This window comes from Tamaricihabitans halophyticus, assembly GCF_004340875.1.
GTDB lineage: Bacteria > Actinomycetota > Actinomycetes > Mycobacteriales > Pseudonocardiaceae > Tamaricihabitans > Tamaricihabitans halophyticus.
Map to the genome: position 1 here is coordinate 39903 of NZ_SLXQ01000023.1, position 25442 is coordinate 65344.

The 25442-nt window shown below is 63.4% G+C and carries 24 protein-coding genes; 18 read left to right on the top strand and 6 right to left on the bottom strand.

The genetic code is table 11. The features are described from left to right. The first annotated feature begins 14 nt into the window (after positions 1-14). Genes fdh through nrfD form a run of 3 tightly spaced genes read left to right on the top strand, consistent with a single transcriptional unit; the run spans position 15 to position 5076 of the window. Positions 15-3254, top strand: a complete 3240-nt coding sequence (gene fdh, locus EV191_RS27940; protein WP_243659291.1) for a formate dehydrogenase — start codon at positions 15-17, stop codon at positions 3252-3254. Next, entirely contained in the window at positions 3251-4165 is a 915-nt protein-coding gene (locus EV191_RS27945; RefSeq protein ID WP_132880842.1) for a 4Fe-4S dicluster domain-containing protein, read from the top strand. Before fdh ends, EV191_RS27945 begins: the two co-directional genes overlap by 4 nt. Continuing rightward, the gene (gene nrfD / locus EV191_RS27950) at positions 4162-5076 is read left to right on the top strand and encodes an NrfD/PsrC family molybdoenzyme membrane anchor subunit (RefSeq protein WP_132880843.1); all 915 of its coding nucleotides are present in this window, start codon (positions 4162-4164) and stop codon (positions 5074-5076) included. Before EV191_RS27945 ends, nrfD begins: the two co-directional genes overlap by 4 nt. 1 nt (position 5077) lies before the next feature. On the opposite strand, the gene EV191_RS27955 is transcribed toward nrfD, so the two are convergent. Further along, entirely contained in the window at positions 5078-6889 is a 1812-nt protein-coding gene (locus EV191_RS27955) for a transketolase (RefSeq protein ID WP_132880845.1), read from the bottom strand. Between the two features lie 220 nt (positions 6890-7109). On the opposite strand from EV191_RS27955, the gene EV191_RS27960 reads away from it, so the two are divergent. From EV191_RS27960 to EV191_RS28010, 10 genes are all read left to right on the top strand, one after another. Then, a complete protein-coding gene (locus tag EV191_RS27960; protein ID WP_132880847.1) occupies positions 7110-7445 on the top strand; it encodes a plasmid stabilization protein in 336 nt (111 codons plus the stop codon). 11 nt (positions 7446-7456) lie between these two features. Next, positions 7457-8863 (top strand): NAD(P)/FAD-dependent oxidoreductase, encoded by a 1407-nt coding sequence (locus EV191_RS27965; RefSeq protein WP_132880848.1) that lies wholly within the window; start codon positions 7457-7459, stop codon positions 8861-8863. Then, the gene (locus EV191_RS27970) at positions 8850-9305 is read left to right on the top strand and encodes a hypothetical protein (RefSeq protein WP_132880850.1); all 456 of its coding nucleotides are present in this window, start codon (positions 8850-8852) and stop codon (positions 9303-9305) included. The genes EV191_RS27965 and EV191_RS27970 overlap by 14 nt, the downstream gene beginning before the upstream one ends. A 297-nt stretch (positions 9306-9602) precedes the next feature. Further along, a complete protein-coding gene (locus tag EV191_RS27980; RefSeq protein ID WP_132880882.1) occupies positions 9603-10574 on the top strand; it encodes a TIGR03557 family F420-dependent LLM class oxidoreductase in 972 nt (323 codons plus the stop codon). A 247-nt stretch (positions 10575-10821) separates the two neighbouring features. Then, the gene (locus tag EV191_RS27985) at positions 10822-11955 is read left to right on the top strand and encodes an ATP-grasp domain-containing protein (protein ID WP_341539644.1); all 1134 of its coding nucleotides are present in this window, start codon (positions 10822-10824) and stop codon (positions 11953-11955) included. A gap of 9 nt (positions 11956-11964) precedes the next feature. After that, positions 11965-13989, top strand: coding sequence for a CocE/NonD family hydrolase (locus EV191_RS27990; RefSeq protein WP_132880855.1), 2025 nt, complete (start codon positions 11965-11967; stop codon positions 13987-13989). A gap of 81 nt (positions 13990-14070) precedes the next feature. Continuing rightward, positions 14071-14511, top strand: coding sequence for a CBS domain-containing protein (locus EV191_RS27995; RefSeq protein ID WP_132880857.1), 441 nt, complete (start codon positions 14071-14073; stop codon positions 14509-14511). A gap of 130 nt (positions 14512-14641) precedes the next feature. Beyond that, positions 14642-16045: a DUF2254 family protein gene (locus tag EV191_RS28000; protein WP_132880859.1), complete on the top strand. Its 1404-nt coding sequence runs from the start codon at positions 14642-14644 to the stop codon at positions 16043-16045. Positions 16046-16124: 79 nt separating this feature from the next. Continuing rightward, the gene (gene ku / locus EV191_RS28005) at positions 16125-17084 is read left to right on the top strand and encodes a non-homologous end joining protein Ku (RefSeq protein WP_132880861.1); all 960 of its coding nucleotides are present in this window, start codon (positions 16125-16127) and stop codon (positions 17082-17084) included. 47 nt (positions 17085-17131) lie between these two features. After that, on the top strand, positions 17132-18502 hold the full coding sequence (locus EV191_RS28010; protein ID WP_165913136.1) for a cytochrome P450: 1371 nt from the start codon (positions 17132-17134) through the stop codon (positions 18500-18502). 43 nt (positions 18503-18545) lie between these two features. On the opposite strand, the gene EV191_RS28015 is transcribed toward EV191_RS28010, so the two are convergent. After that, the gene (locus tag EV191_RS28015; RefSeq protein WP_132880862.1) at positions 18546-18830 is read right to left on the bottom strand and encodes a DUF6343 family protein; all 285 of its coding nucleotides are present in this window, start codon (positions 18828-18830) and stop codon (positions 18546-18548) included. A 155-nt stretch (positions 18831-18985) separates the two neighbouring features. Between EV191_RS28015 and EV191_RS28020 the strand changes: the two genes are divergently transcribed. The 3 genes from EV191_RS28020 (at position 18986) to EV191_RS28030 (ending at position 21255) form a co-directional block, all read left to right on the top strand. Beyond that, positions 18986-19324: a DUF8129 domain-containing protein gene (locus tag EV191_RS28020; RefSeq protein ID WP_132880864.1), complete on the top strand. Its 339-nt coding sequence runs from the start codon at positions 18986-18988 to the stop codon at positions 19322-19324. A gap of 66 nt (positions 19325-19390) precedes the next feature. Further along, entirely contained in the window at positions 19391-19942 is a 552-nt protein-coding gene (locus tag EV191_RS28025; RefSeq protein WP_279388474.1) for a DUF6328 family protein, read from the top strand. A gap of 101 nt (positions 19943-20043) precedes the next feature. Continuing rightward, a complete protein-coding gene (locus tag EV191_RS28030; protein WP_132880866.1) occupies positions 20044-21255 on the top strand; it encodes a PP2C family protein-serine/threonine phosphatase in 1212 nt (403 codons plus the stop codon). 33 nt (positions 21256-21288) lie between these two features. Here EV191_RS28030 and EV191_RS28035 read toward each other — a convergent pair whose 3' ends face one another. The 3 genes from EV191_RS28035 to EV191_RS28045 all read right to left on the bottom strand — a co-directional run bounded on the left by EV191_RS28035 (position 21289) and on the right by EV191_RS28045 (position 22698). Next, positions 21289-21693: an ATP-binding protein gene (locus tag EV191_RS28035; RefSeq protein WP_165913137.1), complete on the bottom strand. Its 405-nt coding sequence runs from the start codon at positions 21691-21693 to the stop codon at positions 21289-21291. A 134-nt stretch (positions 21694-21827) separates the two neighbouring features. Then, a complete protein-coding gene (locus EV191_RS28040) occupies positions 21828-22139 on the bottom strand; it encodes an STAS domain-containing protein (RefSeq protein ID WP_165913138.1) in 312 nt (103 codons plus the stop codon). 337 nt (positions 22140-22476) lie between these two features. Continuing rightward, the gene (locus EV191_RS28045) at positions 22477-22698 is read right to left on the bottom strand and encodes a hypothetical protein (protein ID WP_132880870.1); all 222 of its coding nucleotides are present in this window, start codon (positions 22696-22698) and stop codon (positions 22477-22479) included. 155 nt (positions 22699-22853) lie between these two features. Between EV191_RS28045 and EV191_RS28050 the strand changes: the two genes are divergently transcribed. Then, positions 22854-24647 (top strand): thiamine pyrophosphate-requiring protein, encoded by a 1794-nt coding sequence (locus EV191_RS28050; RefSeq protein ID WP_132880872.1) that lies wholly within the window; start codon positions 22854-22856, stop codon positions 24645-24647. 33 nt (positions 24648-24680) lie between these two features. Here EV191_RS28050 and EV191_RS30255 read toward each other — a convergent pair whose 3' ends face one another. Then, positions 24681-24845: a hypothetical protein gene (locus EV191_RS30255; RefSeq protein ID WP_165913139.1), complete on the bottom strand. Its 165-nt coding sequence runs from the start codon at positions 24843-24845 to the stop codon at positions 24681-24683. Positions 24846-25133: 288 nt separating this feature from the next. Here EV191_RS30255 and EV191_RS28055 point away from each other — a divergent pair, with 288 nt between their 5' ends. Next, entirely contained in the window at positions 25134-25400 is a 267-nt protein-coding gene (locus EV191_RS28055) for an AfsR/SARP family transcriptional regulator (RefSeq protein WP_132880874.1), read from the top strand. Positions 25401-25442: the final 42 nt, after the last annotated feature.

Sequence of the window (25442 nt, forward strand, 5' to 3'; positions counted from 1 at the left end):
GGTGGTGATCTGACGTGCGTCGATGGCTGAACAAGTGGCCGCTCTTTCGACAGCTGACGGGTTCGGACCGGCTCGGGCTCGGGTCGGCGGTGCAATCGGGGCGTTCGCGGCAGATGCGAGCGCGCACCGAAAACGCCGAGAAAGTCGCGAAGTCCATCTGCCCGTACTGCGCGGTCGGCTGCGGCCAGCGAATCTTCGTTTCCAACGGCACGATCACCCAGATCGAAGGGGACAGCGACTCACCGATCTCCCGCGGCCGGCTGTGCCCGAAAGGATCCGCGAGCAAGCAACTCGTCACGAGTCCCACCCGGGAGCGATGGGTGCGCTATCGCAGGCCGTACGCCACGGATTGGGAGTACCTTCCGCTGGATACCGCCATGGACATGATCGCCGATCGGGTAATCGAGACACGCGAGCGTACCTGGCAGAAGACTGACGAGGCGGGAGCTCCCGTCCAGCGCACCGAGGGGATCGCCAGTCTCGGCGGCGCCGCGCTGGACAACGAAGAGAACTATCTGATGAAGAAGCTCTACACGGCGCTTGGCGCCGTGCAGATCGAAAATCAGGCGCGCATTTGACACTCCGCGACGGTTCCCGGTCTGGGAACCTCCTTCGGTCGCGGCGGCGCCACGACTTTCCAGCAGGACCTAGCGAACGCGGATTGCATCGTCATCCAAGGCTCCAATATGGCCGAAGCGCACCCAGTCGGATTCCAGTGGGTGGTCGAGGCGAAACGGCGGGGCGCCCGGATCGTCCACATTGATCCGCGATTCACCCGCACAAGCGCGCTCGCGCACGAGTTCATGTCGGTGCGGGCCGGCACCGATATCGCCCTGCTTGGCGGTCTGATCAACTACGTGTTGACGCATGAGCGCGACTTTCGCGATTACGTGACCGCCTATACCAACGCCGGGGCGATCCTGCGGGAAGAGTTCGCCGACACCGAAGACCTCGATGGCCTGTTCTCCGGGTTCGATCCCGACACAGGAAGCTATGACGTCGCGAGCTGGGCCTACGAAAACGTGCCCGACGTGTCACCCGCGGTCGGTAAGGAGCGATGGGTCGAGCCAACCAACCGTGGCCCGAGCGTCGGCGGTCGGCGGGACGACGAGGCGGCTACGGTCGAACAGTTCGGTAGCGGGGGAGCGACCGTAGGTGGCAAACCGAAGGTCGACCCGACCTTGCAGCATCCTCGGTGCGTGTACCAGGTCCTCAAGCGGCATTTCGCGCGCTACACGCCGGCCGCCGTCGCCGAGATCTGCGGCGTGGACATCGAGCAGTTCCTCGACGTGGCCCGCGCCATCACCGAGAACTCCGGTAGGGAGCGCACTACCGCGTGGGTGTACTCGGTTGGCTGGACGCAACACACCGTCGGCGCGCAGAACATCAGGTCGGCCTCGATCCTGCAACTATTGCTCGGCAATATTGGGCGTCCTGGCGGCGGAATCCTCGCGCTTAGGGGACACGCCAGCATCCAGGGCTCGACCGATGTGCCCACTTTGTTCAATCTGCTACCCGGCTATCTGCCGATGCCCGACGCGCATCGGCACCCCGATATCGACAGCTACGTTCGTGCTGATGAAGGTAGAATCGGTTTTTGGGGGAATATCCGTGCTTACGCGGTCAGTTTGCTGAAGGCGTACTGGGGCGATCACGCCACGGCCGCCAACGACTTCCGGTACGACCACCTCCCGCGGTTGACCGGTGATCACGGCACCTATCAAACCGTTCGGGATCAACTCGCGGGTCGAGGCAAGGGCTATTTCCTGGCCGGCGAGAACCCGGCTGTCGGGTCCGCCAACGGCAAGCTGCAACGCCTTGGGATGGCGAACCTGGAATGGTTGGTGGTTCGCGATATGCGGTTGATCGAAAGTGCGACCTTCTGGAAGGACGGCCCGGAGATCGACACGGGCGAGCTCGACACCGAGCGGATCGGCACGGAGGTGTTCTTCCTGCCGGCTGCTTCGCACGCCGAGAAAGACGGCACGTTCACCAACACCCAACGGCTGTTGCAGTGGCACGAGAAAGCAGTCGAACCTCCAGAAGAAGCGCGCAGCGACTTGTGGTTCTACTACCATCTCGGGCGGATCATCCGGGAGAAGCTGGCCGACAGCACTGATCCTCGCGATCTACCTGTCCAGGAACTGACCTGGTCTTACCCGACCGAAGGTCCACATGCCGAGCCCAGTGCACAAGCCGTGCTCGCCGAGATGAGCGGTTTCGGGCCGGACGGCCCCCTGTCCGGCTACCCGCAGCTGCGTGCCGACGGATCCACCTCGTCCGGCTGCTGGATCTACTGTGGAGTGTATGCCGACGGCCATAACCAGGCGGCCAACCGGCAACCGTACTCGGAGCAGTCCTGGGTGGCGCCCGGTTGGGCGTGGGCATGGCCAGACAACCGGAGAATTCTGTACAACCGTGCATCCGCCGATCCCCAGGGGCGCCCGTGGAGTGAGCGTAAACGCTACCTCTGGTGGGATGAGGAGCAGCGGCGATGGGCAGGGCCAGACCGGCCGGACTTCGAGGCCGAGAAACCGCCGGACTTCCAACCAGAACCGAACGCAACGGCTCAAGATGGTTTGGCCGGCGACGAGCCGTTCATCATGCAAGCGGACGGCAAAGGGTGGCTGTTCGCTCCGGCGGGACTTCTCGATGGTCCGCTACCCACCCACTACGAGCCCGTGGAATCACCTGTGCCCAACTCGCTGTACGGGCAGCAGGAGAATCCGATATTCCGGCCTTACCAGCACGCGGGAAACCGCTACCATCCGATCGACAGCGATGTCTATCCCTACGTATTCACCACCTATCGTCTCACCGAGCACCACACCGCCGGCGGTATGAGCCGGATGCTGCCGTACCTGTCCGAACTGCAGCCGGAGTTCTTCTGCGAGGTCTCCCCGGCGCTGGCGCGCGAGCGCGGGCTTCGTCATCTTGGCTGGGCAACCATTGTCTCCGCGCGCTCCGCGATCGAGGCGCGAGTGATGGTGACCGACCGGATCCGTCCGTTGCGTGTCCGGGGTCGGGTCGTACACCAGGTGGGATTGCCCTACCACTGGGGCACGAATGGACTGTCCATAGGGGACGCGGCCAACGATCTGCTGCCCATTGCGCTCGAGCCGAACGTGGACATCCAGGAGTCGAAAGCGGCGACCTGTGACATCCGGCCCGGCAGGCGTCCACGGGGGCGGGCGCTACCGGAGCTTGTACGCACGTATCGCCGACGGGCGGGAATCGAAAGGAGCGACTCATGACCTCGACCGGCTATTCGTCGCCACAGGCACGGATGGGCTTTTTCACCGATACGTCAGTCTGTATCGGATGCAAGGCATGTGAGGTGGCCTGTAAGGAATGGAACGCGGTACCAGCTGGCGATGGGCCCGGAACCGATGCGGCGGCTGGCATGGATCTGCTCGGCATGTCCTACGACAACACGGGTGGTCTGGATGCCAATACCTGGCGGCATGTGGCTTTCATCGAACAACATGTTCCCGCTGCGGCCGAGCCGAGCGCACCCGTCCAGGCCGGCCCGGCCACGGCGGAAGACCTGGGTATGCCGACGGTCGGAGCGCCGCGGCAGGGAGACGCGCAGGAGAACGCGGGGGTTCGCTGGCTGATGTCTTCTGACGTGTGCAAGCACTGTACCCATGCCGCGTGCCTGGACGTATGTCCAACGGGTGCGCTGTTTCGTACCGAGTTCGACACCGTGGTGGTGCAAGAGGACATCTGCAATGGCTGTGGCTACTGCGTGCCCGCGTGCCCGTACGGTGTCATCGGCAAACGTGAGGGGGATGGGCGAGCGTTCAAGTGCACGCTGTGCTACGACAGGTTGGGCTCGGGGCTGCAGCCGGCGTGTGCGACGGCCTGCCCTACCGAGTCGATTCAGTATGGCGAACTCGACGAGTTGCGGGCGCGCGCCGAGGCCCGCCGGCGAGAGCTGCATGATGCAGGGGTTACGGAGGCGCGGCTCTACGGGGAGGACCCCGATGATGGTGTGGGCGGTGACGGGGCTTTTTTCCTGTTGCTGGATGAACCAGAGGTGTATGGGTTGCCACCGGACCCGGTCGTGACCACCCGTGATCTGCCGGCCATGTGGCGCATGGCGGCACTGAGCGCGGCGGGAGTCGTAGCGGCGCTGGTCGGATCGTTGCTGGGGCGCCGGTGAGTGCCGAGGGTCGGCCGGATCGGACTCCGGTCACGACGAATGACTCGTACTACGGTCTGCCGATTGTCAAGGAACCGGCATGGCAGCAGCCGGACGTACCGCTGTACCTGTTCCTCGGTGGCGTGGCTGGAGTGTCGGCCTCGATGGCCGCGCTGGCGCGGCCGCTGGGCCGAGACGCGTTGGCCAAGCTGGGCACCGTGACCGCGGCGACGGGCTCCGTCGCCAGCCTGGGCGCGCTGATTCACGACCTCGGTAGGCCCGCGCGTTTCCTGTACATGTTGCGGGTATTCAAACCGACGTCACCGCTGTCGGTTGGCTCCTGGATCCTCGCACCGTTTTCCGCGTTGGCGTCGATGTCCGCGACATCCGTGCTGACCGGAAAGTTTCGCACGGTGGGTGCGCTCGCTGGAGCCGTCGCGGGCATACTTGGACCAGCGATGTCTACCTACACGGCCGTTCTGTTGGCAGATACGGCTACTCCCGCCTGGCACGAGGCTTACCGCGAACTGCCGGTGGTGTTCGCCGGCAGTGCGATGACCAGTGCGGCTGGCGTCGCGCTGATCGCACTGCCCAAACGCGACAGTGCGCCGGTCAGCAGGCTGGCGGCGGTGGGTGCGACAGCCGAGTTGGCGGCCGCGCATCGGCTCCGCACCCGGCTTGGCATCATCTCCGAGACCTACCGAGTTGGCCGAGCGGGCAGCCTGCTGAAGGCGGTCGAGGTGCTCACCGGGGCCGGGGTGGCGCTGACGGCGACCGGGCGGACGAGCCGAATAGCCCGTGCGTTGGCCGGCGGTGCTTACCTGGCCGCTGGACTGTGCACCCGGTTCGGGGTGTACGCCGCCGGAGTGGCGTCCACACGGGACCCCAAGTACGTCGTGGAGCCCCAGCGCGAGCGACGCGGCAGGGTTTGAGCTAACCAGGCTTGCTGGCCACGAGTTGTCCGGCGGCTTCGGCGATGGCATGTGCGTCGATGCGCGCCTGTCTCATCAGCTCCGCTGCCTTGCCTGAGCCGGGCATCGTCCGCACCGCGAGTTTGGTCACCGGCACGGGAGTGTCCGCAGACGCCAAGGCCTCGAGTACGGCGTCGCCGACACCGCCCTCTGGGTGATGGTCCTCGACGGTCACGATGGCGCCGGTCTCGACGGCCGCACGGGCAATGGTTTCGGTATCCACTGGCTTGATCGAGTAGAGATCGATAACCCGAGCGCGTAGGCCTTCGCTCGCCAGGTTCTCCGCCGCGGAGAGCGCTTCATGCAACGTCACACCCGCCCCAACGAGAGTGACGTCGGTGCCGTCGCGCAACACGGTACTACCCCCGATGGGAAACTCCTGCGCGGGATCGTAGAGCACCGGTACCGAGCCGCGACTGGTACGCAGGTAGCAAACGCCTGAGCTGTCGGCCAACTGCTCGACGAGGACGGCCGTCTGGTTGGCATCCGACGGGCAGAGCACGGTGCTGCCGTGAATCGCGCGGAAAGCCGCGATATCCTCAAGGCCCATCTGCGAAGGCCCGTCTTCGCCTGTCGCCACACCCGCGTGGGAGCCCATCAACCGAATGTTTGCTCGACTGATTGCCGCCATCCGAACGAAGTCGTACGCGCGCGTAAGGAAGGCGGCAAAGGTGGACGCGAAGGGACGCCAACCTCGTGCCTGCATACCCACAGCCGAGGCCACGAGTTGCTGTTCGGCGATGTACATCTCGAAATACCGGTCGGGATGCGAGTCGCGGAACAGTTCGGCGAACGTTGAGTTCGATACCTCGCCGTCCAGCGCGACAACGTCAGCGCGCAGCGTTCCGAGCTCGCGAAGTGCGGAACCGTAGGCGTGACGAGTCGCGGTCTCGGTACCTATCTCGTGACGTGTCAACGAAACTGGTGTTCTGCGGGCCGGTTGGTGTCCGGTTTCGGCGCCTGGTCTGGCTGGCGTGAAACGAAGATTGCGGCTGCCACCTAGTTGATCAATCGCCTTGTCCGGCTCTGCCAGCGGTTTACCGTGCTTTCCGTGCTGGTCTTCAACCTCGGCGACACCTTTGCCCTTGCACGTCCGCGCAAGGATGACGACGGGCCGATCACTCGCCTGTCCCGCTCGAGTAAGGGCGCGTTCGATTTGCCCCGCGTCATGTCCGTCGATTTCCAGTGCTTGCCAGCCGAATGCTTGGGCGCGTGCGGCATAGGCGGACAGGCCCCAACCGTGCATCGTCTCGCCCGTCTGGCCGAGGCGGTTGACGTCGACCAGTGCGACGAGATTGTCCAGGCGCTCGTGCGCGGCGTGCTCAAATGCCTCCCACACCGACCCTTCGGTCATCTCGCTGTCTCCGCACAGCACCCATACGCGCGCCGTCGAGCGGTCGAGGCGTTTGGCGGCGAGGGCAAGTCCGACGCCGATGGGCAAGCCCTGACCCAAGGAGCCAGTCGCGACGTCCACCCATGGCAGTAGGGGTGTCGGATGCCCTTCGATGCGGCTGCCGAAGCTCCGGAAGGTCATGAGTTCCTCGTCGTTGATCACGCCGACGGCCTTGTAGCCGGCATACAGCAGCGGTGACGCATGACCTTTGGAGAGCACGAAATGATCGTTATGCGGAGCCCGCGGGCGATCGAAGTCCAGCCGCAGGTGCCCATCGAAAAGGCCGGCAAGTAGATCAGCCGCCGACATCGCGGAGGTCGGGTGTCCAGAACCAGCCGAGCGCGCGGCGCGGATCGCGTCGACGCGCAACTGTTGTGCCATCTCATACCTGAACTGTGTTCGATCCACGGACACCGAGTTCCCGCCGGAATATGGCGTGAAACGTCTGGGCTGAATCGGGTCGTGGCGGTTTGACCAAACGCTGGTGCGATCGCCAGCACCTACGATGTTTCGGCCTGGGTAGTGCTGGGTACATATCCGGTAGCGGACAACTGTTCGCTGCCTGGCAGCGAACCGAGCCTCAGGTGAAGGAGGGTTCGGCATGCCGCAACAAGCATGGACCGCAAAGCAAGAACGTCAGTACAACCACATCAAACGGCAGAGTAAGCAGCGTGGTTATCCCGCTGACCGCGCCGAGGAGATCGCCGCGCGCACGGTCAACAAGGAACGTGCCCGCTCGGGGCATGCCACCCGGAGAAGTTTAGTGTCCACTGAGGATATCTCGGCTCCCCGTCGGGGTGGGATCCGATCTGGTAACAGATACGGTCCCGGGGGACGAACCAAACGGCAGCTCTACGCGGACGCCCAGCGGCAGGGGTTACCTGGACGCTCCACAATGACCAAGCAGCAGCTCGAAGCCGCATTGCGGGACCGATGAAAGGGCCAGGTATGGCCGGACGCCGGGTAGTCGTCGTCGGTGGTGGGTTTGGCGGTTTCCACGCGGCGAGGGAGTTCATGAAGGCAGTGCCGCGTGAGGCGAATGTCGAACTTATCCTGATCAACCCGACGGATTACTTCCTGTACGTACCACTGCTGCCTGAAGTCGCCGCCGGCATTCTTGATCCCCGTGCGATTACGATCTCCTTGCCAAGAACCCTGCCGGGCGTACGGCTGTTACTTGGACAGGTCACCGAAATCGATCCGACAGGTCAGTCCCTGACCTACGCCGATCCGGAGGGGCACAGCGGCACCCTCGCCTTCGACCAGTTGATCCTTGCCGCCGGAAGTGTGCACAAGTTGCTACCAGTTCCCGGCGTCGCGGACCACGGTCACGGCTTCCGGGGGCTACCGGAAGCGCTCTACCTGCGCGATCACATCACCCGCCAGCTCGAGCTGGCGGCAGCGACTGACGCGCCCGCCGAACGCTCGGCTCGCTGTACCTTCGTCGTCGTGGGGGCCGGCTACACCGGGACCGAGGTGGCGGCACATGGCCAGTTGCTTGCCGACTTGCTCGCGCGCCGCCATCCCGAACTAGCTGACCAACCAGTTCGCTGGATCCTGCTTGAGGCGACCGACCGGGTGTTGCCTGGCCTGGACAGACGGCTGTCGCGCACCGCGGACCGGGTGTTGCGCGAGCGCGGTGTGGAGGTATGCACCGAGACTTCGATCCGGGAGTCCACCCAAAACGGCGTCCGACTCGACGACGGGCGGTTCGTGCCAACGCGTTCGCTCGTATGGTGCGTCGGGGTCCGACCCGACCCGCTGGTAGCCGCGACAGGCTTGGACACCGTCGACGACCGGCTGGCCGTAGACGACTTCTTGGCCGTGCCAAGTCATCCATGGATCTTCGCATGCGGAGACGCCGCGGCGGTACCTCGCCACCGGTCGGGTGGGCTCGCTCCGATGACAGCCCAGCATGCGGTGCGTCAGGGCAAGGTCGCGGGTAGGAATGTCGCCGCCGCACTCGGGTTCGGGCGCGCGGCACGGTACCGACACCGCGAACGCGGCTTCGTGGTCGACCTCGGCGGGCGGAAGGCCGCGGCGAACCCGCTGCACCTGCCGCTGAGCGGTTTACCCGCGAAGGCGGTGACGCGTGGTTATCACCTCCTCGCCATGCCCACGAATCGCCTCCGGGTAGCGGTCGATTGGCTCCTGGACACCGTCATGCGACGACAACAGGTGCAGCTCGGCTTGGTTCGGTCTGGGGCGGTGCCACTGGACACCGCCTCACCTGAGGTACCAGACCTTGGTGTGGCGTACACCGGGCCAGAATCAGCCGGCAGAGCCCAGCCGGCCACACCAGACACTCACCAGGCCAACGCGCAGGAACGAAAGGCGCGGCATGGATCAGAATGACAAGACCCACGCTACCGAGCAGGTCGGGTCGAACGAGGACGTGGAAACCGATCCCGCGGCACTCAACAGCAGCGAGAGTCTGGACGAGGACCGACTCCAAGTCGACCCGCTGGAGAAAGGTGTCGAGCCGCCGGAAAGATGGGCGGCCGCGAACCAGTCCGAGATGACGGACTACGAGCAGGGGCGCGATCGCGGTATCGACAAGCGAATCGCGCAGGAGAAGTCAGACACCGAGCCGGAACATGTGCCGGATCGCCCGTTGGCCGCCACGCCGCAGAGTGAGCTCGATGAGTCCATTGACGACGTGGCGGAGAGACCGGAACCGGTGGTCCCGCAGGAACGAGTACGTAACGTGCCCACGGAGACGCCGCAGGCTGGTCGCAACGCCGACGATGCAGGCGGATTGGCCGAAAGCCTGCGCGAGCCCGACGATCCCAGCTAGTGCGGTGAATCCTCCAATTACCGGGAATGAGAGACGATGTTCAGCAGAATCTTGCGTTGGCTAGGCCACGCGCCGAACCCGTACTCGAATACCGAGTCTGATGCGGAAGCTGATCGGCATCAGGCACACAGTAGAGCAACCGGAGGACTGGACGAACACAGCTGTCCAGATGCCCATTCGACAACCGGTCCCGGTCGTAATGCGGAATTCGTCGGGAGAGTCGCGGGTGAGGACGCTGGACACATCGACGACGACGCCGAACGCCGGTACCGGTCCTCGAGAACATGGTGAACTATGGTGCGATTTGGCTACACGCTCATGACGGAGCAAGCTGGACCCAACGATCTCGTCGACTTCGCGTCGGGCGCCGAACAGGCGGGATTCGACTTCTCGGTGATGAGCGATCACTACTTTCCTTGGTTGGCTGAACAGGGGCATTCGCCCTACGCCTGGAGCCTCCTGGGGGCCGTCACGCAGCGGACCGAAGCCATCGAGCTCATGAGCTACGTGACGTGCCCGACGATGCGTTACCACCCGGCCGTGGTCGCGCAGAAAGCAACCACGATCCAACTACTGTCCAAAAACCGGTTCACCTTGGGGCTGGGGGCTGGTGAGAATCTCAACGAGCATGTCGTGGGACGTGGATGGCCGCCGGTGAACGTGCGACACGACATGCTCACCGAGGCGATCAATATCATCTCGAGCCTCTTCGAAGGGGGTTATGTCAACTACCGTGGCGAACACTTTTGCGTTGATTCCGCGAAGCTGTGGGACCTACCGGAACGTACCGTACCCATCGCCACCGCCGTTTCCGGGCCGCAGTCCGTCGGCCGATTCGCCCTTGCCTCGGACGCGATGATCGCGACGGATCCCGATCCGCAGCTGGCTATGCTCTGGGATCGGCGAGCAGGTCCGCGAGCACGCAAGATCGCGCAGTTCCCGGTCAGCTGGGACACTGATGCCGATCGTGCCAAGGAGCGAGCCCATAGTCAGTTCAGATGGTTTGCGGGCGGCTGGAAGGTCAACGCCGAGCTTCCCGGGCCGGCCGGATTCACGGCTGCGACGTCGTACGTTCGAAAGGCCGACGTCGCCGAGCGGATCCCGTGCGGCCCGGACGTATCGACGATCATCGAAGCCGCACGGCCGTTTGCGGAATCCGGGTTCAGCGATATCGCTCTTGTCCAAATAGGCGGCTCGACCCAGCGGGACTTCCTGAGATTCGCCGAAACCGAACTACTGCCCGAATTACGCGCCGCCTATGGGCACTGACCTCCACCCCGGCCATGACCCGGATGTCAACCCAGTGCGATCGGCGGCTGAAAGGAAGTGAGCTCACGTGGCGCGTGTCAGATCGTACACCCCATGCACGATGAACACTTCGAGGCGCTACGACTTCTTCGTCCTTGGCCTTGACCAGCGAAACCGGGAAACACTCTGGGATGTGCCGGGAATGGAACGCTGTCGCTTCCACTCGTTGCTCAGCGTTGCGGAACTGCTGCAACCACGTAACCTGTCGATGTCCGAGCTGCTTGCCAGAGCCGAGTGGCAGCTCGACAACTTCGACGGGACCGTGGACGCCATCGCTGGTTACTGGGATTTTCCGGTAAGTTCTATGGTACCACTGCTCTGTCATCGCCGGGGTCTTCCCGCGGCGAGCCTCACGGCCGTACTCAAATGCGAGCACAAGTACTGGAGTCGCCTCGAGCAGGAGAAGGTCATCGACGAGGTACCTCGTTTCGGCCTGGTTTCATTCCGAGCCGATGTGCCGCCGCCCGGAGTCAGTTACCCACTATGGCTCAAGCCAGTGAAGTCGGTGTCCTCGGAACTTGCCTTCAAAGTACATGACGACAACGAGTTCCGCGGTGCGCTTCGTCAGATCAGGGATGGCACAAGTCGAGTCGGCGAGCGTTTCCAGTACATCCTGGACCAGGTCGAATTACCCACCAAGATCACCGAGCTAGGTGGCGAAGGGTGCCTGGCCGAGGAAGCGGTATCCGGAACTCAGGTCACGGTCGAGGGCTACAGCACTGCCGGTGGAGTCACCATCTACGGAGTCATCGATTCGTACAATTACCCGGAGGGATCGAGTTTTCTCCGATACCAGTACCCGAGCGCCCTTCCCGGCGACGTGATCGACAGGCTCAGACGGGTATCCGAAAGAGTTATCAACCATATTGGACTCGTCGATACGGCGTTCAACATCGAGTACTTCTGGAACCCCTCGACGGGTGCCGTTCACCTACTCGAGATCAATCCTCGCCATTCGCAATCTCATGCACTGCTGTTCGACTATGTCGATGGGATCCCGAACCACCAGTGCATGGTGCAGATCGCGCTTGGGATGAGGCCAAACCTGTCCTACCGCGATGGGACCTACACGCTGGCGGCAAAATGGTTCTTGCGCCGGTTCACCGACGGGGAAGTGATACGGGTTCCGACCGACCTGGAAGTACGCGAAGTGGAACGCGCTGTTCCTGGCTGTTCGATCGAGATCCTGGTGCGGGAGGGGGACAGGCTCTCATCGTTATCCGAACAGGACAGTTACAGCTACGCGCTCGCGACTATCCACACTGGAGGTCAAAACGATGAGCAGCTTCAAGACAAGTACAACCGTTGCATCGAGTTGCTGAACTTCGACATCGTGGCGTAGGGAGTCGGCGTGCGCGAGATTGCCGAGTTTCCACATCAGGTTACCGAGGACGAACATATATCGATACCGCTGCGGGACGGTGTACAGCTGGCGGCGAGGATCTGGCGTCCGGCAACGTCTGGCACGTATCCGGTACCGGGTATCGTGGAGTTCATCCCGTATCGTAAACGTGACTTCACTGCTGTCCGGGATTCGATCCACCACCCCTATCTGGCGGGGCACGGGTACGCGTGCGTACGAGCGGATCTGCGCGGTAGCGGGGACTCCGAGGGGGTGCTGACCGACGAGTACCTCGACACGGAGCTCGCCGACGCGGAAGAAGTCCTCAGTTGGGTAGCTGACCAGCCCTGGTGCACCGGACGTACCGGGATGATGGGGATCTCCTGGGGTGGCTTCAATGCGCTGCAGGTGGCGGCTCGTCGACCGGACAGCCTGGGTGCGATCGCTACCGTGTGCTCCAGCGATGATCGCTACTCGGACGATGTGCATTACATGGGCGGGTGCCTGCTCGGTGACAATCTTTCGTGGGCATCCACGATGTTCGCCTATAACTCCAGCCCACCGGATCCGGAGCTCGTCGGCGAGCGCTGGCGTGACTTGTGGCTGGAGCGGTTGCGGAACAGCGGATTATGGTTGGACCAATGGATGCGCCATCAGCACCGAGACGACTACTGGCGGCATGGTTCCATTTGTGAAGACTACGGTTCCATCGCTTGCCCCGTCCTCGCGGTGAGTGGCTGGGCGGATGGCTATTCGAACGCGGTATTCCGGTTACTTGCCGAGCTCGGTGTTCCGTGCCGAGGACTCATCGGTCCCTGGTCGCACAAGTATCCGCATCTTGGCGAGCCCGGACCAGCCGTGGGTTTCCTACAGGAGCTCGTGCGTTGGTGGGATCACTGGCTGAAGGACGTGGACAACGGAGTTCTTCACACGCCGGCGCTGCGTACCTGGATGCAGGACAGCGTGCCACCATCCACGGCATATGAGGAACGGCCGGGGCGCTGGGTGGGCGAACCGTACTGGCCATCGCCGCACGTTACGTCGGAGATGTTCACGCTCGTCCCGAATGGCATCGTGCCAGTCGGACAGCGCCTGGATGCCGAGGAGCTCACCGTGGAATCGCCGCTTTCGGTCGGCCAGTTCGCCGGCAAATGGTGTTCCTACAGTGCGCCCCCGGACTTACCCTACGATCAGCGCGAGGAGGACGGGGGTTCGCTGGTCTTTGACAGCACCACGCTTACCGAGCGACATGAGGTGCTCGGCGCTCCGGTACTCGAACTCGAGATCGCAGTGAACAAACCGGTCGCGATGGTCGCCGCGCGTCTGTCCGACGTACTGCCGGACGGGCGCACTACCCGGGTTACCTACGGCTTGCTCAACTTGACACATCGCGGAGGGGACGCGGAGCCCGAACCCCTGGAGCCCGGGAAACGCTATCGCGTAACCGTGACGTTGAATGGCGTCGCTCAAGCGTTTCCGCCTGGCCACCGCATCCGGCTTTCCCTGTCGACCTCGTACTGGCCGCTCGCTTGGCCGCCCCCCGAGCCAGCAAGACTGAGTGTGTTCACGGGAGACAGCGCGCTGTGGCTGCCGTTCCGTCGCTTGCCGGAAGACACCAGGTCGTCGGAGGTTGAATTCGACGAACCCGTGGGTGCCTATCCGGTCCGCACGACCCAGCTTCGGCCCGGAACACAGCAATGGCGCGTCAACCGGGAACTCGTCAACTATTCAAGTGAGCTGCGGGTGGTCAAGGACGCGGGAACCTGGCTCCTCGACGACATCGATTTGCGGTTGAGTAAACGTGTCGAAGAGCGCTACAGCTGGATTGGTGATGACTTCGACTCGGTTCGGGGAGAAGTGACGACGTGGCTTGGCTTCGCGCGTGCCGGGTGGCGGGTGAGCACCATGACCCACACGGTGCTCACGTCGAACAGAACGCATTTTCAGCTTCATGCACGGCTCGATGCCTATGAGCACGACATGCGCGTCGTTTCCCTGAACTGGAACAAGGAAATCGAGCGGAACTGCGTGTGACCCATCCATGTTTCCCGAACGTGGTTTGCGCAAGCGGTAGGTGAGGGTAATACCGAGCTAGACCATAGGAAGGAGGTTGGCATGACTACGGTGCGGGATGTCCTCAGGCCGGACCCTGTCCGGGTACGGGAAGGCGAAACGGTGCAAGCCGCCGCTGAGATGCTCGCTCGTTATCGGATCAGTTCCGTACCTGTCGTCACCGAGCTTGACGAACCTCGGGGAATGCTGGCTGACCATGACATCGTGGTCTGGGTTGTCGCGCGAGGCCGCGACCCGCGATCCGTACGGTTGACCGACCTGGCGCAGCACCAGGGCGCACTCGTGAACGTTGACGACCACCCGGCCGAGGCGATGCGAAAGATGAGTGAGCAGCAGGTTCGACGTCTGCCGGTGGCGGAGCACGGTCGCGTCGTCGGGATGGTGGCATGGGCGGACCTGGCGAGATCGGTGGATGATACGGACGACAGTGGTGCACCCGCCGGTGGAGCAATGAACCCGTTGATGGAGAACGTGCTGCTGTAGCGGAACCTTCAGTTCCGAGAGATTCGCGGTGCCAGCGCAAAGGTACTTCCGTGTCGTCTCAGGCTTGGATCCAGTGCGATTGCCCTGCGCTGGCGGGAGCCGCCGACTTGTAGACGGACGGGGAGGCGAGATGATCCAGAAGCACCGTAGCCCGCAGGCGCTGCCCATGCGGCCGCGGCAGCGGGCGCGAGTGACTCACGCGTTACAGGAGTTTCTGTTTCTCCCGACCTTGGTTGCCGCTGGGTGCCTGGTTATCGGTGTCGGCACGGTAATTCTTGATCGTGGTGCCGGATCATGGGGTCACACCGCGCGCGAGTCGTTCGCTGCTCTCGCGCCGCCTGAGGCGGCCAGTTCGTTCGTCTCGACCGTGACGCCTGGCCTGCTCACGGTCATATCGATCATCTTCTTCGTGCTGCTCATGGCGGTGCAACATCAGTCGTCAACCTATAGTCCCGCGGTGCTCGATCAGTTCCTTCGGCGTAAGACCAACCAGGTCTTTTTTGGACTCTTTGTCGGGTTGACTACCTGTTCCTTGCTGTCACTCGGGTTATTGCCGCAAGGAAAGGCAGTGGTGTCCGGGACGGCGGTCGCCGCGATGACGATCGTGACGTTGTTCTCGCTGCTGGTCTTTGCTTACAGCACCGTGGACCAGATGCGTCCGAGCGCGACGGTATGGATGCTGGAGAAACTGGCCGTTGACGCTCGCGCATCGCAGCAGCCGCTACTTGCTCGGTGCCGTAGTGAGCCGCTGCGGACCGACTTGCCGGCCCGTGAAGTGCGATCTGAGTGTGTGGGCTATGTGGTTGGCATCGATCACGGCCTGCTCGCGACGGCGATCCAACCTGTCCGTCACGCCGTCGAGATCGAACTGCATGCCGGCATGGGCGAGCATGTCGTCCCCGGTACGGTAGTCGCGACCGTGCGAGCCGAGAGTGCCACGGAACGGGATTGGTTCGCCGACACGGTGCTGAGTTCGTTGCGGCTCGGTCGGATGCGAGATGTGGATCATGATGCGGCCCACGTGGTTGATCAGCTCAGCAGCATCGCCTGGGCGGCCACGGCCGTATCCGGCGACCCAGAGGGCGCGCGCATCGCGGTCGAAGCACTGCACAGCTTGTTAGTGAGTTTTGCCCGAGACGACGAGCGTCACTCGGCGGGCATACACGGCGGACCGTTGCCGCTGGTTTACAACGAGCGGATGAACGGCAGGATCGTGGACGGCCTGACGAGCGTGATCGCGGCCTCCGGGCAGTCTGGACAACATCAGACCTGCAGCGCGGTGTTGCTGGTACTGGCACGCGCCATGCCACATCTACCGGAACCCGCCCAGCATCTGGTGGCGGACCGGCTGCAACGCGTGCTTTATACCTCGCTTGGCCAGGTGTACACCTACCAGATGGAACAAGCGTTTGAGGCAATCCATGGCGCCATGCGTGCTGCCGGGCGCCCGGACAACGCGCAACGGGTCCGGGAGCTGGAGGCGGAACTGTTCGAGAACCGTCGACTCGCGACACCTCGGACACCGCCCTACTGAGGGTGGTGCCGGTTTATCAGCCGGCGGCGCGGGTACCCCGCTGGCGCGACCGACCTGATGGAAGCAGGAGGTGACTGCCGTGGCTCGGCCATTGTGGCGCGGGGCGCTCAATTTTGGACTGGTTACCGTTCCGGTCGAGCTGTTCAGCGCGACCGAGGACCACACGATCCATTTCCGCCAGTTCGAGCGCGGAACCTCGGACCGTATTCGCTACCGAAGAGTCAACGAGCGCACTGCCAAGGAAGTCGAGTACGACGACATCGTGAAGGGCCACCCGCTGGACGGCAGTTACGTGCTGATCGAGCAGCACGAGCTCGATGAGATCGCACCTGGACGCTCCCGCACGATCGATATCGACTCGTTCGTGCACTTCGACGAAATCGACCCGGTCTACTTCCGGAAGAGCTACTGGCTCGGTCCGGCGAAACAGGAGTTCGACCGGGCTTACGGCCTGCTGGCCGCGGCCATGCGAAAGACCAACAGAGCTGGCATAGCCACCTTCGTGATGCGCAACCGAGAGCATGTCGCGGTGGTTCGGACCGTCGACAACGTCCTCGTACTCGACACTCTGCAGTTCGCCGACGAGATCCGTGCTCCCGAGAGTCAACTACCCAGGATCCCTGCGGCGAAGCCACGCGAGAAGGAACTCGACATGGCAGTGAGCCTCATCGAGTCAATGAGCGAACACTGGCAACCGGAGCGATATCAGGACACGTACACCCAACGGGTACACGAGCTCATCGAGGAGAAGAAAGCCGGCCGGACCGTACAACCGGAACCCGAGCCAGCGGCGCCGACCAACGTGGTCGACCTACTCGAAGCGCTCTCGGCGAGTGTACGGGGACGGGCCACCAAGAAGCGGTCGCGTTCGGACTCAGGCGACTCCGGAAGGAAAGAAACCCCGCTCGCCGAATGGTCCAAGGCCGACCTGAGGCAGTTGGCCAGGGAACTGGACATCAAGGGACGTTCCACGATGAATCGCGCTGAACTGATGGAGGCTGTCCACACCGAATCCGCTCGGCACGAACGGGTGTCATGAGCTGTGAGAACGCCCGAACCTCCTCGACGAATTGTCTGGAGTAGACCATGTCCGACCATGATGAGAAGGTACCGACGGTTCCGCGATTGCCCCGTGGATCGGCGAACTGGCGACAGCCGGTGAAGCTCGGGATGTTGAGCACGTTCCGGGTCCTGGCCGAGGTTGTCGTTCCGGTGGCGATAGCGGGTCTGATAAAACGACGGCCGCGGTGGATGAAGGTCGCCGAGAAGCTGCAGCTCGATGGTGTGACCGTTCGCCGGATGCAACGGCTTCGGGCAAAGTACGGTAAGCGGCCGGTGTTGTTCCGCTTTGCTGGCAGGTCGGTCCAGCTTCCGCTGGATGCTGGCCACGTCGGAGACGTGCTTGCCGATACACCTGACCCGTTCAGCCCCGCGACGGTGGAGAAAGTGGCGGCTCTGCGGCAGTTCCAGCCGCACGGCGTGCTGATCTCGACGGGTGCGTCGCGAGATCAGCGGCGGGATTTCAACGAGGTCATACTGCAGCCAGACCGCGAACTGCACGGCCTGGCACCGCGCATCACCGGCATCGTGCACCAGGAAGCTCGGGATCTGGCACAACACGCGATAGCACGGGGAGAATTGGACTGGGGCACCTTCGCGAAGTACTGGTGGGCGGCCGTTCGCCGAATCGTGTTGGGCGATTCCGCACGTACCGACCATGTGATCACTGACCGATTGGCCTCCCTACGCGGCGCCGGTAACTGGGCTTACCTCGTGCCGCGACGGCTTCGGCTGCGGGAACGGTTCCTGCACGACGTCACCGGCTACGTCGAGCGTGCCGAGCGGGGCAGTCTGGCCGCATTGGTGCGCGAAACCGAAGCGCCATGGGACACGGACCGGGCAGGCCAGCTGCCGCACTGGCTGTTTGCCTGTGACGCGGCCGGCATCGTTACGCTGCGGGCACTGGCATTGTTGGCTGGCCACCCCGTGCAGGCCGCCGAAGCCAGGGCGGAAATCGCGCCGGTCGATCTCGAGCGACCGCACCCGCTGCCTTACCTGCGGGCGTGTGTTCTCGAGTCCGTGCGGTTGTGGCCCACGACGCCCGCCTTGCTACGGGAAACCGTCCGGGATACCGGCGAGGTCGCGACGGGTACGACGGTATTCGTGTGCACGGGATTCTTCCATCGCGACAGCGAAGAGCTACCGTTCGCGCACTCCTTCGCGCCGGATATCTGGCTTGACGGCACCGCACGGGAACATCCGGCGCTGGTCCCGTTCAGCGCCGGAAATGGCCAGTGCCCCGGCCGCCATGTTGTCCTGCTGGTCGCGAGTACGATGCTGGCAGCACTGCTGCGCCACTGTGATGTCGAGCTGGCTGGACAGCCCCAGCTTGAAACGGGAAAGACCATACCGTACACACTGGACAATTTTGGTTTGCGTTTCACCGTTCGCGCATAGCGGCGCGTGGTTGATGGGTACACCAGACTTGTCAGGCTGCTCGCTAACCCGGTTCGCCTCGCCGCTTGCGGTGAATGACCCAGCCGAGGTCGATGGCCGTGAGCGCGAACAGGACTGACAGCACGACGATGGCCACCGGCACACCGAGGATAGCGAACAGCACGATCCCAGCCGTGCACAACAGAATCGTGCTGGCTGCGAGCACGATACGCAGGGTGAGCGCGCTGTATGCGGGCGCCGCGCCACCGAATCCTGCGGTTGGGTCATGGTAGTCGGGCAGCCCGCGCTCGTACTCCGCTCGCGTACGTCGTTTGCCGTTGCGTGTCATGACTTCTGGGTACCCACACACGTCGTCGCGCTAACCCTCGACATGGTTCCCTGCTGGCCACATCTGGCCGCTGATGCGTGGAGGTTTCCGCAGTGGGTAGTACCGGGTAATCCGGTGCTTTGCTGTCCTCACACGGCGAACGCGGGAAGGTGCGCATGACCGAACAGCCGGAGCTTCCGCTCCGAAACTATGACGAGTTGCCCATCACCAGCCTGCGGCATCAGATCCGGTCGCTCGACGACGCTGAGCTACGGGTGCTCGTGGCGCACGAGCGCGCACACGCGGCACGCGCGCCGGTACTCGAACTACTGGAAAGCAGGCTGGCGCGGCTGCGGGAGGGAGCCCACCCTGCCCAGGGTGATCAGGCCGAGCGTTCGGAACGGCCGGAATCTACATCGCACGGTTCCGCCGCTTCGGCGCAATCGGCGGCGAAACCGCGTGGACCGCTCCGGCATGGCGTCATCAGCCATACCCCACCCCGAGACCGGCCCTGATGAGGACGGGTCGGTGTCGCTGTCGGGCAAGCGGCGACGGTGGACTGGTGGTGGGGAGGGTGCGCGATGGAAATAGCTGACCGCACAAGCCGAGCCGCGCCGCGGAGCGGAAACGGGTTCGAATCCAGCGAGGATCAGCACGATGAAACTCAACACGGCAGGATCACCCGAAACTTAGCCGAATTACTACAGGAATTGCGTGTCGCCCAGGCTGGCGTGCAGATCATGTTCGCGTTCCTGCTCACCGTGGCCTTCACGGAACGCTTCGCGCGCGCCGGGGCCTTTGTGCACGCTGTTCATCTCGTGATCGTGTTGCTGACGTGCACATCAGCGGCGCTGCTGATCACTCCGGTCGCGTGGCATCGGGTGTTGTTCCGGCGCCAGTGCCGGCAGCACATTGTCCGTGCCGCGAACCGGTGCGCGATCTGTGGGCTTGCCCTACTAGCCGCCGCGATGACCGGCACGGTGCTGTTGATCTCGATCGTGGTGCTCGGCCAGCTCTGGACGAGTTTGGCGCTTGCGGTGGGCGTGGCGGCGTTGTTCAGCGGCATGTGGTTCGTCCGGCCACTGGCTATCCGGCGGCTACGGCGATCCAGGCAACGCGACACCGCTGGTTGAGGTGTATATGACGGTGCCTGGGTGGCTGGAGAAAGCAACGAGTGACCCCAGGGCGAGACCGAGGTCGAGCCGGGGGACCGCTCGTGCATTACTATCCGACAATGGCCGCCTCACACGATGCGGAAGATCGCCTGCGACGATTTGAGGCGGTTACTGACACGGCGCTCGCCCACTTGGATATCGAGCAGCTACTCGAGAAGCTGCTCGAACGCGTTCGTGAACTATTACAGGTGGACACGGCGGTGATGCTGCAATACGAGCTCGCGGCCAATGACTTGGTTGCCACCGCGTTTGCCGGCATCGACGACGATACGGTGCCCCATGAGGTCCGCGTGCCAGTAGGCGAAGGCGTCGCGGGTTTGATCGCCCAGGATCGCCGTGCGGTGGTGGTAGACCGGGCGGACAGTGCCGCGCCGCCGAACCCCTCATTGCTCGAGAAGGGACTGCGAATCGTCCTGGGTGCTCCTATGACGGCCGCAGGTGAGTTGATTGGGGTACTGCAGTTGGGTGCCCGGGACTATCGACGGTTCACCGAGCATGATCTGAATTTGCTTCAGGTGGTCGCCGATCGGCTTGCGTTGGCAAGCCAAGCACATCTATCCAGCTCGCAGCGGGCAGCTACGAAAACCCTGCAGCGCAGTCTGCTACCGGCGCGGCTACCCGCTACGCCTGGCATGGCTTTCGCCGGCCGATATGTTCCCGGTGCACGGGAAAGCGTAGGTGGCGACTGGTATGACGTGTTCGAATTACCAGGAGGTGAATTCGGCATCGTCATGGGTGACGTTGCCGGCCACGGTCTCCCGGCGGCTGTCGTGATGGGCAGGCTGCGGAGCGCATTGCGCGCTTACGCGCTGGAGACCACGGACCCTGGCGCGGTACTCGACAAACTTGATCGCAAGGCGACCCATTTCGAGGCGAACACGATGGCTACCGTCGCCTACTCAGTGGTCGAGCCGGCGAGTGGGCGGTTACGGGTATCCCTGGCCGGTCACCTTCCACCATTGATGGCCGCACCCAGGAGGGAAGCCGAATTCCTTGATGTGCCGGTCGATCCACCCATCGGTGTCGTCTATTCTGGACAACGGCGGAGCACGACCGTGGCGTTACCAGCGGCATCGGTGGTCTGCTGGTACACCGACGGTCTGATTGAGCGACGAGACAGACTCCTCGACGACGGTCTTGAGGCCCTCCGGAGGACGACTTGTTTCGACACGGCCGAAGCGCTCTGTGGCTTGATGATGAGTACTTTTGTTGATGCTCAAGCTCCCGATGACGACACGGCGATACTGGTGATGCGGCGGGCAACGAGCTAGTCGCGGTGTTGGCCTATCAAGGCAAGGGAGGAGTCACACGTTGCCGGCACCGGCGCACGGCCAGTACATTCGTACCGTAGTGCCGAGTCGAGTGGTCTCGATCGTCGTGTCTGACGCCATCGCATGCATGATCGGCAAGCCACGACCATGCGCGAGCTGGCCGTCCGAACGCGCCGGCGATCGCCAGCTGCCGTAATCGGTGACGGTGACGCGCACCCGCGCTTCGGCGGTCAAACGGGTGGCATGCAGCGTCAGCTCGCCGTTCGTCCCGGAGTAGGCGTGTAACACGACGTTCGTCATCGCCTCGTAGCTGGCCAAGGTCAGCGCTTCACGGTCGGCAGGCGACACGCCCGCTTGGATGGCCCACTCATCGAGTGCGTGCCGCAACGGCGTCAACTGCTCGGTCCTGGCGGGTATCGCGATGTGTAAGTCGCTCACCTCGACCGGTGCGCCTGTGACACTGTGCGAGTCATGGGCTTCGGGAACATGCCGATGACTTGCCATCGCCTTTACACTGCACTTTCGTTTCGACGTCACCACGATAGTTGATGCGAGAGCGAGTTCGCTGGCTGCTAGTTGGTATCACCCGGCGCGATATCCCGCAGCGCATCCGCTCGGGACGAGTACACCGAGAGCAGCTGGTCAACGCCGGTCGCTTCGAGCGGGCGAACAACCCGCCGGTCGTTCGCCACGATCGCGATACGAGTTTCTTGTTCATGTGCTTGTTGTTTGGCTTGTAAAAGCGCCGTTAGTCCGCATGAGGCGAGAAACGAGACGAGGGACAGGTCGATGACCATCGCGATGGGTCGCTCGGCCAGTGCCGCGTCGATCTGCGATCGGAGTTCCAACTCGCTGGTCAGATCGACTTCCCCGGATACGGTCACAACTGCCGTTCTCGTGTCGAGTGATTCCCGTTCGCAGTGGAACAACTCGTACAGCCCGGAGGAACTTGGCCCTGGGTGAGATGAATTTTGCATATCCATAGGGCCAATCTCGCTTATCCTGCGGCGGCGGTCAACACCTCGGGATTCGAGTCGAACGATCGTGCTCTATTGTCGATGTCTAGGGTGCGCCGCTACCGGGTATAGCGCCCCTGGAGTAGTAGGTCGTTGCTATCCGTGTGTTCCCTTGACCCCGGGTAAACCGCGTTTACCCGGGGTCGTTCTGGGTGTGCCACAAGGAATTCTCGTGCGGCTGGACCGCGCCGGTACCGTACGGTAGTCAGGACAGGCGCCGCTCGAGCAGTTCCTTTCCTTGCTCCACGGCCTTCTTGTTGTTCTCCTGGATCTTGTGGAACCAGCGGGCGAGTTCCTCGTCCTCGTCCCGCTCCGCGTCCTGGATATAGGTTTCCATGGTCCAGGTGTGCCGCATTGATTCCTGCAGAACCGTGACGAGGTTGTATGTCTTGTCCTTGACCGGGCTCGGTGGTGCATCTCCCGCCATGTCTGCGCTCCTCTCGTGTGGATGTTCCCCATATCGGATTTCCGTTGTGCCGAACGTTAAACCTCCACCAGCACCGCGCCGATCCACGTGTCGCTGGCTAGCTCCGTGGGTAGTCACATACCAGCAGCACAGTTCGGCCGGAACGAGGAGGACAGATGCCTGAAACCGTGGGTGACTTTCTGCTGACGCGGCTGCGCGATTGGGATGTTGACCAAGTATTCAGCTATCCAGGGGATGGAATCAACGGGATTGTCGCGGCGTTCGGTAAGTCGGATAACCGACCACGATACGTCCAGGCCCGGCATGAGGAGATGGCCGCGTTTCAGGCAGTCGGTTATGCGAAATTCAGTGGCAAGGTTGGGGTATGTATGGCCACGTCTGGCCCCGGCGCGGTGCATTTACTCAATGGGCTGTACGACGCGAAACTCGACCATGTTCCGGTGGTCGCTGTCGTGGGCCAGACGGCCCGGTCGGCGATGGGTGGCAGTTACCAGCAGGAAATCGACCTACAGGCCTTGCTGAAGGATGTAGCCAGCGACTACCTCGTCGAGGTCAATGTTTCTGAGCAGTTGCCGAACGCGCTCGACCGGGCGTTCCGGACCGCTGCGTCCCGTCAAGCGCCAACCGCCGTGATCATTCCCAGTGATCTTCAGGAGCAGGAGTACTTTCCGCCTCAGCACGAGTTCAAGATGGTGCCTTCCAGCAAGCCCAGCCTGCCGGGTTCGGTGTGGACGCCACAGGACACCGAACTGGCCAATGCTGCCGAAGTGCTGAACGCGGGGGAGAAGGTAGCGATCCTGGTCGGTCAGGGCGCGCGCGGCGCCGCCGACGAGGTGCGGCAGCTGGCCGAGGCCACCGGTGCCGGCGTGGCAAAGGCGTTGCTGGGCAAGGATGTACTGCCCGATGACCTTGCCTACGTCACCGGTGCGATCGGGCTCCTCGGTACGCGACCAAGCTACGAGCTGATGCGGGACTGTGACACGCTACTGATCATTGGTTCCAGCTTTCCCTACACACAGTTCATGCCAGCGTTCGGGCAAGCACGCGCGGTGGAGGTCGACAGTGACCCGACCATGATCGGTATGCGGTATCCGACCGAGGTCGACCTCGTCGGCGATGCCCGCGACACCCTACGGGCGCTGCTGCCACTAGTGGCCACCAAGCGCGACCGGTCCTGGCGGGAGGCTATCGAGGACAACGTGCGCAACTGGTGGCAGACCATCGACCAGCAGGCGATGCTCGAGGCCAAGCCGGTCAACCCAATGCGGGTGGTGCACGAGCTTTCGGACCGTATCCCGGAGAACGCGATCGTCACCGCTGACTCGGGTTCCTCGACAAACTGGTACGCCCGCAATCTGCGTATTCGCGGCAGCATGCGTTCCTCGCTGTCCGGCACCCTGGCCACGATGGGCCCGGGTGTGCCGTACGCGATCGGTGCGAAGTTCGCGCACCCGGACCGACCCGTTGTCGCGTTGGTGGGCGACGGGGCAATGCAGATGAACGGGCTCGCCGAGCTGCTCACGATCGCGCGGTACCGCCACCTCTGGTCGGATCCCCGCCTGGTGGTCTGCGTTTTCCACAACAACGACCTGAACCAGGTCACCTGGGAGCTACGGGCGATGGGCGGAGCTCCGAAGTTCGAGGAATCCCAGACGATCCCGGAGATCTCGTACGCTGACGTGGCACGCGGGCTGGGCTTCGACGCGGTTTCCGTGGATGACCCGGATCAGCTAGGCGAGACCTGGGACCGAGTGCTGCATGCGCAACGGCCCGCGCTCGTCGACGTGCGCTGCGATCCGGAGGTACCGCCGATTCCACCGCATGCCACGTTCGAGCAGATGAAGTCCACCACGGAGGCACTGCTGCGGGGTGATCCCAATGCGTGGCGAGTCATGACACAGGGCACCAAGACGAAGGCGCAGGAATTCCTGCCGCGCGGTCCGGCATGACAAGCGTGGATACCGGCTCACCGGTGCCGGAGATTATGCGCCGTGTGTCAAGGCGTTCGCATCGGGCGCGGGTAGCACGTGCCGCAGCACGTCGGCCAGGGTGACGACCCCGACGAAGCGGTCGTGCCGCAGCACCGCTACCAGCTGTTCGCCGGCGCGTCGGATCTGGGACAGCGCCTGATGAAGCGGGGCCACCATCCGGTTCGCCTGGCGACCCGGACTAGACAGCGGGCGACTCATGCGCGCCTTCCGTGCTCCATGACTCGACGGGAACCAGATGAGCCGTTCGACTACCAGTCCACGCACGGCCACTCCGAGTAACAGTGCTGTCCGGTGAGAGGACGCGGATTCTGTGCTCCAACGGCAGCGCTACCAGCGTATATGGCCCACGCCGGGCCGGCATCCAGAACGCAAAGCGCGCGGTCGGCGACGGTGCAACGTGCCTGGCTCGGCGCCGCGCCCAGCCAGGCACTTTACGATCCTGGTATGCGGATCGAAGTGCTTGGGCCGGTCCGGATTCGTTCGGATGCTGGTGAGTACCTTGACGTGCCGGAGCGGAAGGTCCGGGCGTTACTGGCCGCATTGACGGTGAGCGCGGGGGAGACCGTGGCTGCCGACGTGCTCGTCGACCGCGTGTGGGGCACGGCTGCACCGACGAATGGCCGCCGGGTACTGCAGGCCAAGCTCTCACAGCTGCGGTGGGGGGTGTCCCTATGGAGTTGTCAAGCGGGGGATTCCATGGGGTGTTGGTAGTGGGTTTTGTTGCGGAGCATGGCGTAGAGGACGTCGCAGCGT

Excerpts from the sequence above, each read along its gene's own strand:
- EV191_RS28025 (WP_279388474.1), top strand. The coding sequence starts at position 19,391 with ATGGAAATAGCTGACCGCACAAGCCGAGCCGCGCCGCGGAGCGGAAAC.
- EV191_RS28045 (WP_132880870.1), bottom strand. The coding sequence starts at position 22,698 with ATGGCGGGAGATGCACCACCGAGCCCGGTCAAGGACAAGACATACAAC.
- EV191_RS27970 (WP_132880850.1), top strand. The coding sequence starts at position 8,850 with ATGGATCAGAATGACAAGACCCACGCTACCGAGCAGGTCGGGTCGAAC.
- EV191_RS27995 (WP_132880857.1), top strand. The coding sequence starts at position 14,071 with ATGACTACGGTGCGGGATGTCCTCAGGCCGGACCCTGTCCGGGTACGG.
- EV191_RS28055 (WP_132880874.1), top strand. The coding sequence starts at position 25,134 with ATGCGGATCGAAGTGCTTGGGCCGGTCCGGATTCGTTCGGATGCTGGT.
- EV191_RS27955 (WP_132880845.1), bottom strand. The coding sequence starts at position 6,889 with ATGGCACAACAGTTGCGCGTCGACGCGATCCGCGCCGCGCGCTCGGCT.
- EV191_RS28030 (WP_132880866.1), top strand. The coding sequence starts at position 20,044 with ATGGCCGCCTCACACGATGCGGAAGATCGCCTGCGACGATTTGAGGCG.
- EV191_RS28050 (WP_132880872.1), top strand. The coding sequence starts at position 22,854 with ATGCCTGAAACCGTGGGTGACTTTCTGCTGACGCGGCTGCGCGATTGG.
- EV191_RS28015 (WP_132880862.1), bottom strand. The coding sequence starts at position 18,830 with ATGACACGCAACGGCAAACGACGTACGCGAGCGGAGTACGAGCGCGGG.
- EV191_RS27985 (WP_341539644.1), top strand. The coding sequence starts at position 10,822 with ATGTCCGAGCTGCTTGCCAGAGCCGAGTGGCAGCTCGACAACTTCGAC.
- EV191_RS27945 (WP_132880842.1), top strand. The coding sequence starts at position 3,251 with ATGACCTCGACCGGCTATTCGTCGCCACAGGCACGGATGGGCTTTTTC.
- EV191_RS30255 (WP_165913139.1), bottom strand. The coding sequence starts at position 24,845 with ATGGTGGCCCCGCTTCATCAGGCGCTGTCCCAGATCCGACGCGCCGGC.
- EV191_RS27960 (WP_132880847.1), top strand. The coding sequence starts at position 7,110 with ATGCCGCAACAAGCATGGACCGCAAAGCAAGAACGTCAGTACAACCAC.
- EV191_RS28020 (WP_132880864.1), top strand. The coding sequence starts at position 18,986 with ATGACCGAACAGCCGGAGCTTCCGCTCCGAAACTATGACGAGTTGCCC.
- EV191_RS27965 (WP_132880848.1), top strand. The coding sequence starts at position 7,457 with ATGGCCGGACGCCGGGTAGTCGTCGTCGGTGGTGGGTTTGGCGGTTTC.
- EV191_RS28000 (WP_132880859.1), top strand. The coding sequence starts at position 14,642 with ATGATCCAGAAGCACCGTAGCCCGCAGGCGCTGCCCATGCGGCCGCGG.
- EV191_RS28010 (WP_165913136.1), top strand. The coding sequence starts at position 17,132 with ATGTCCGACCATGATGAGAAGGTACCGACGGTTCCGCGATTGCCCCGT.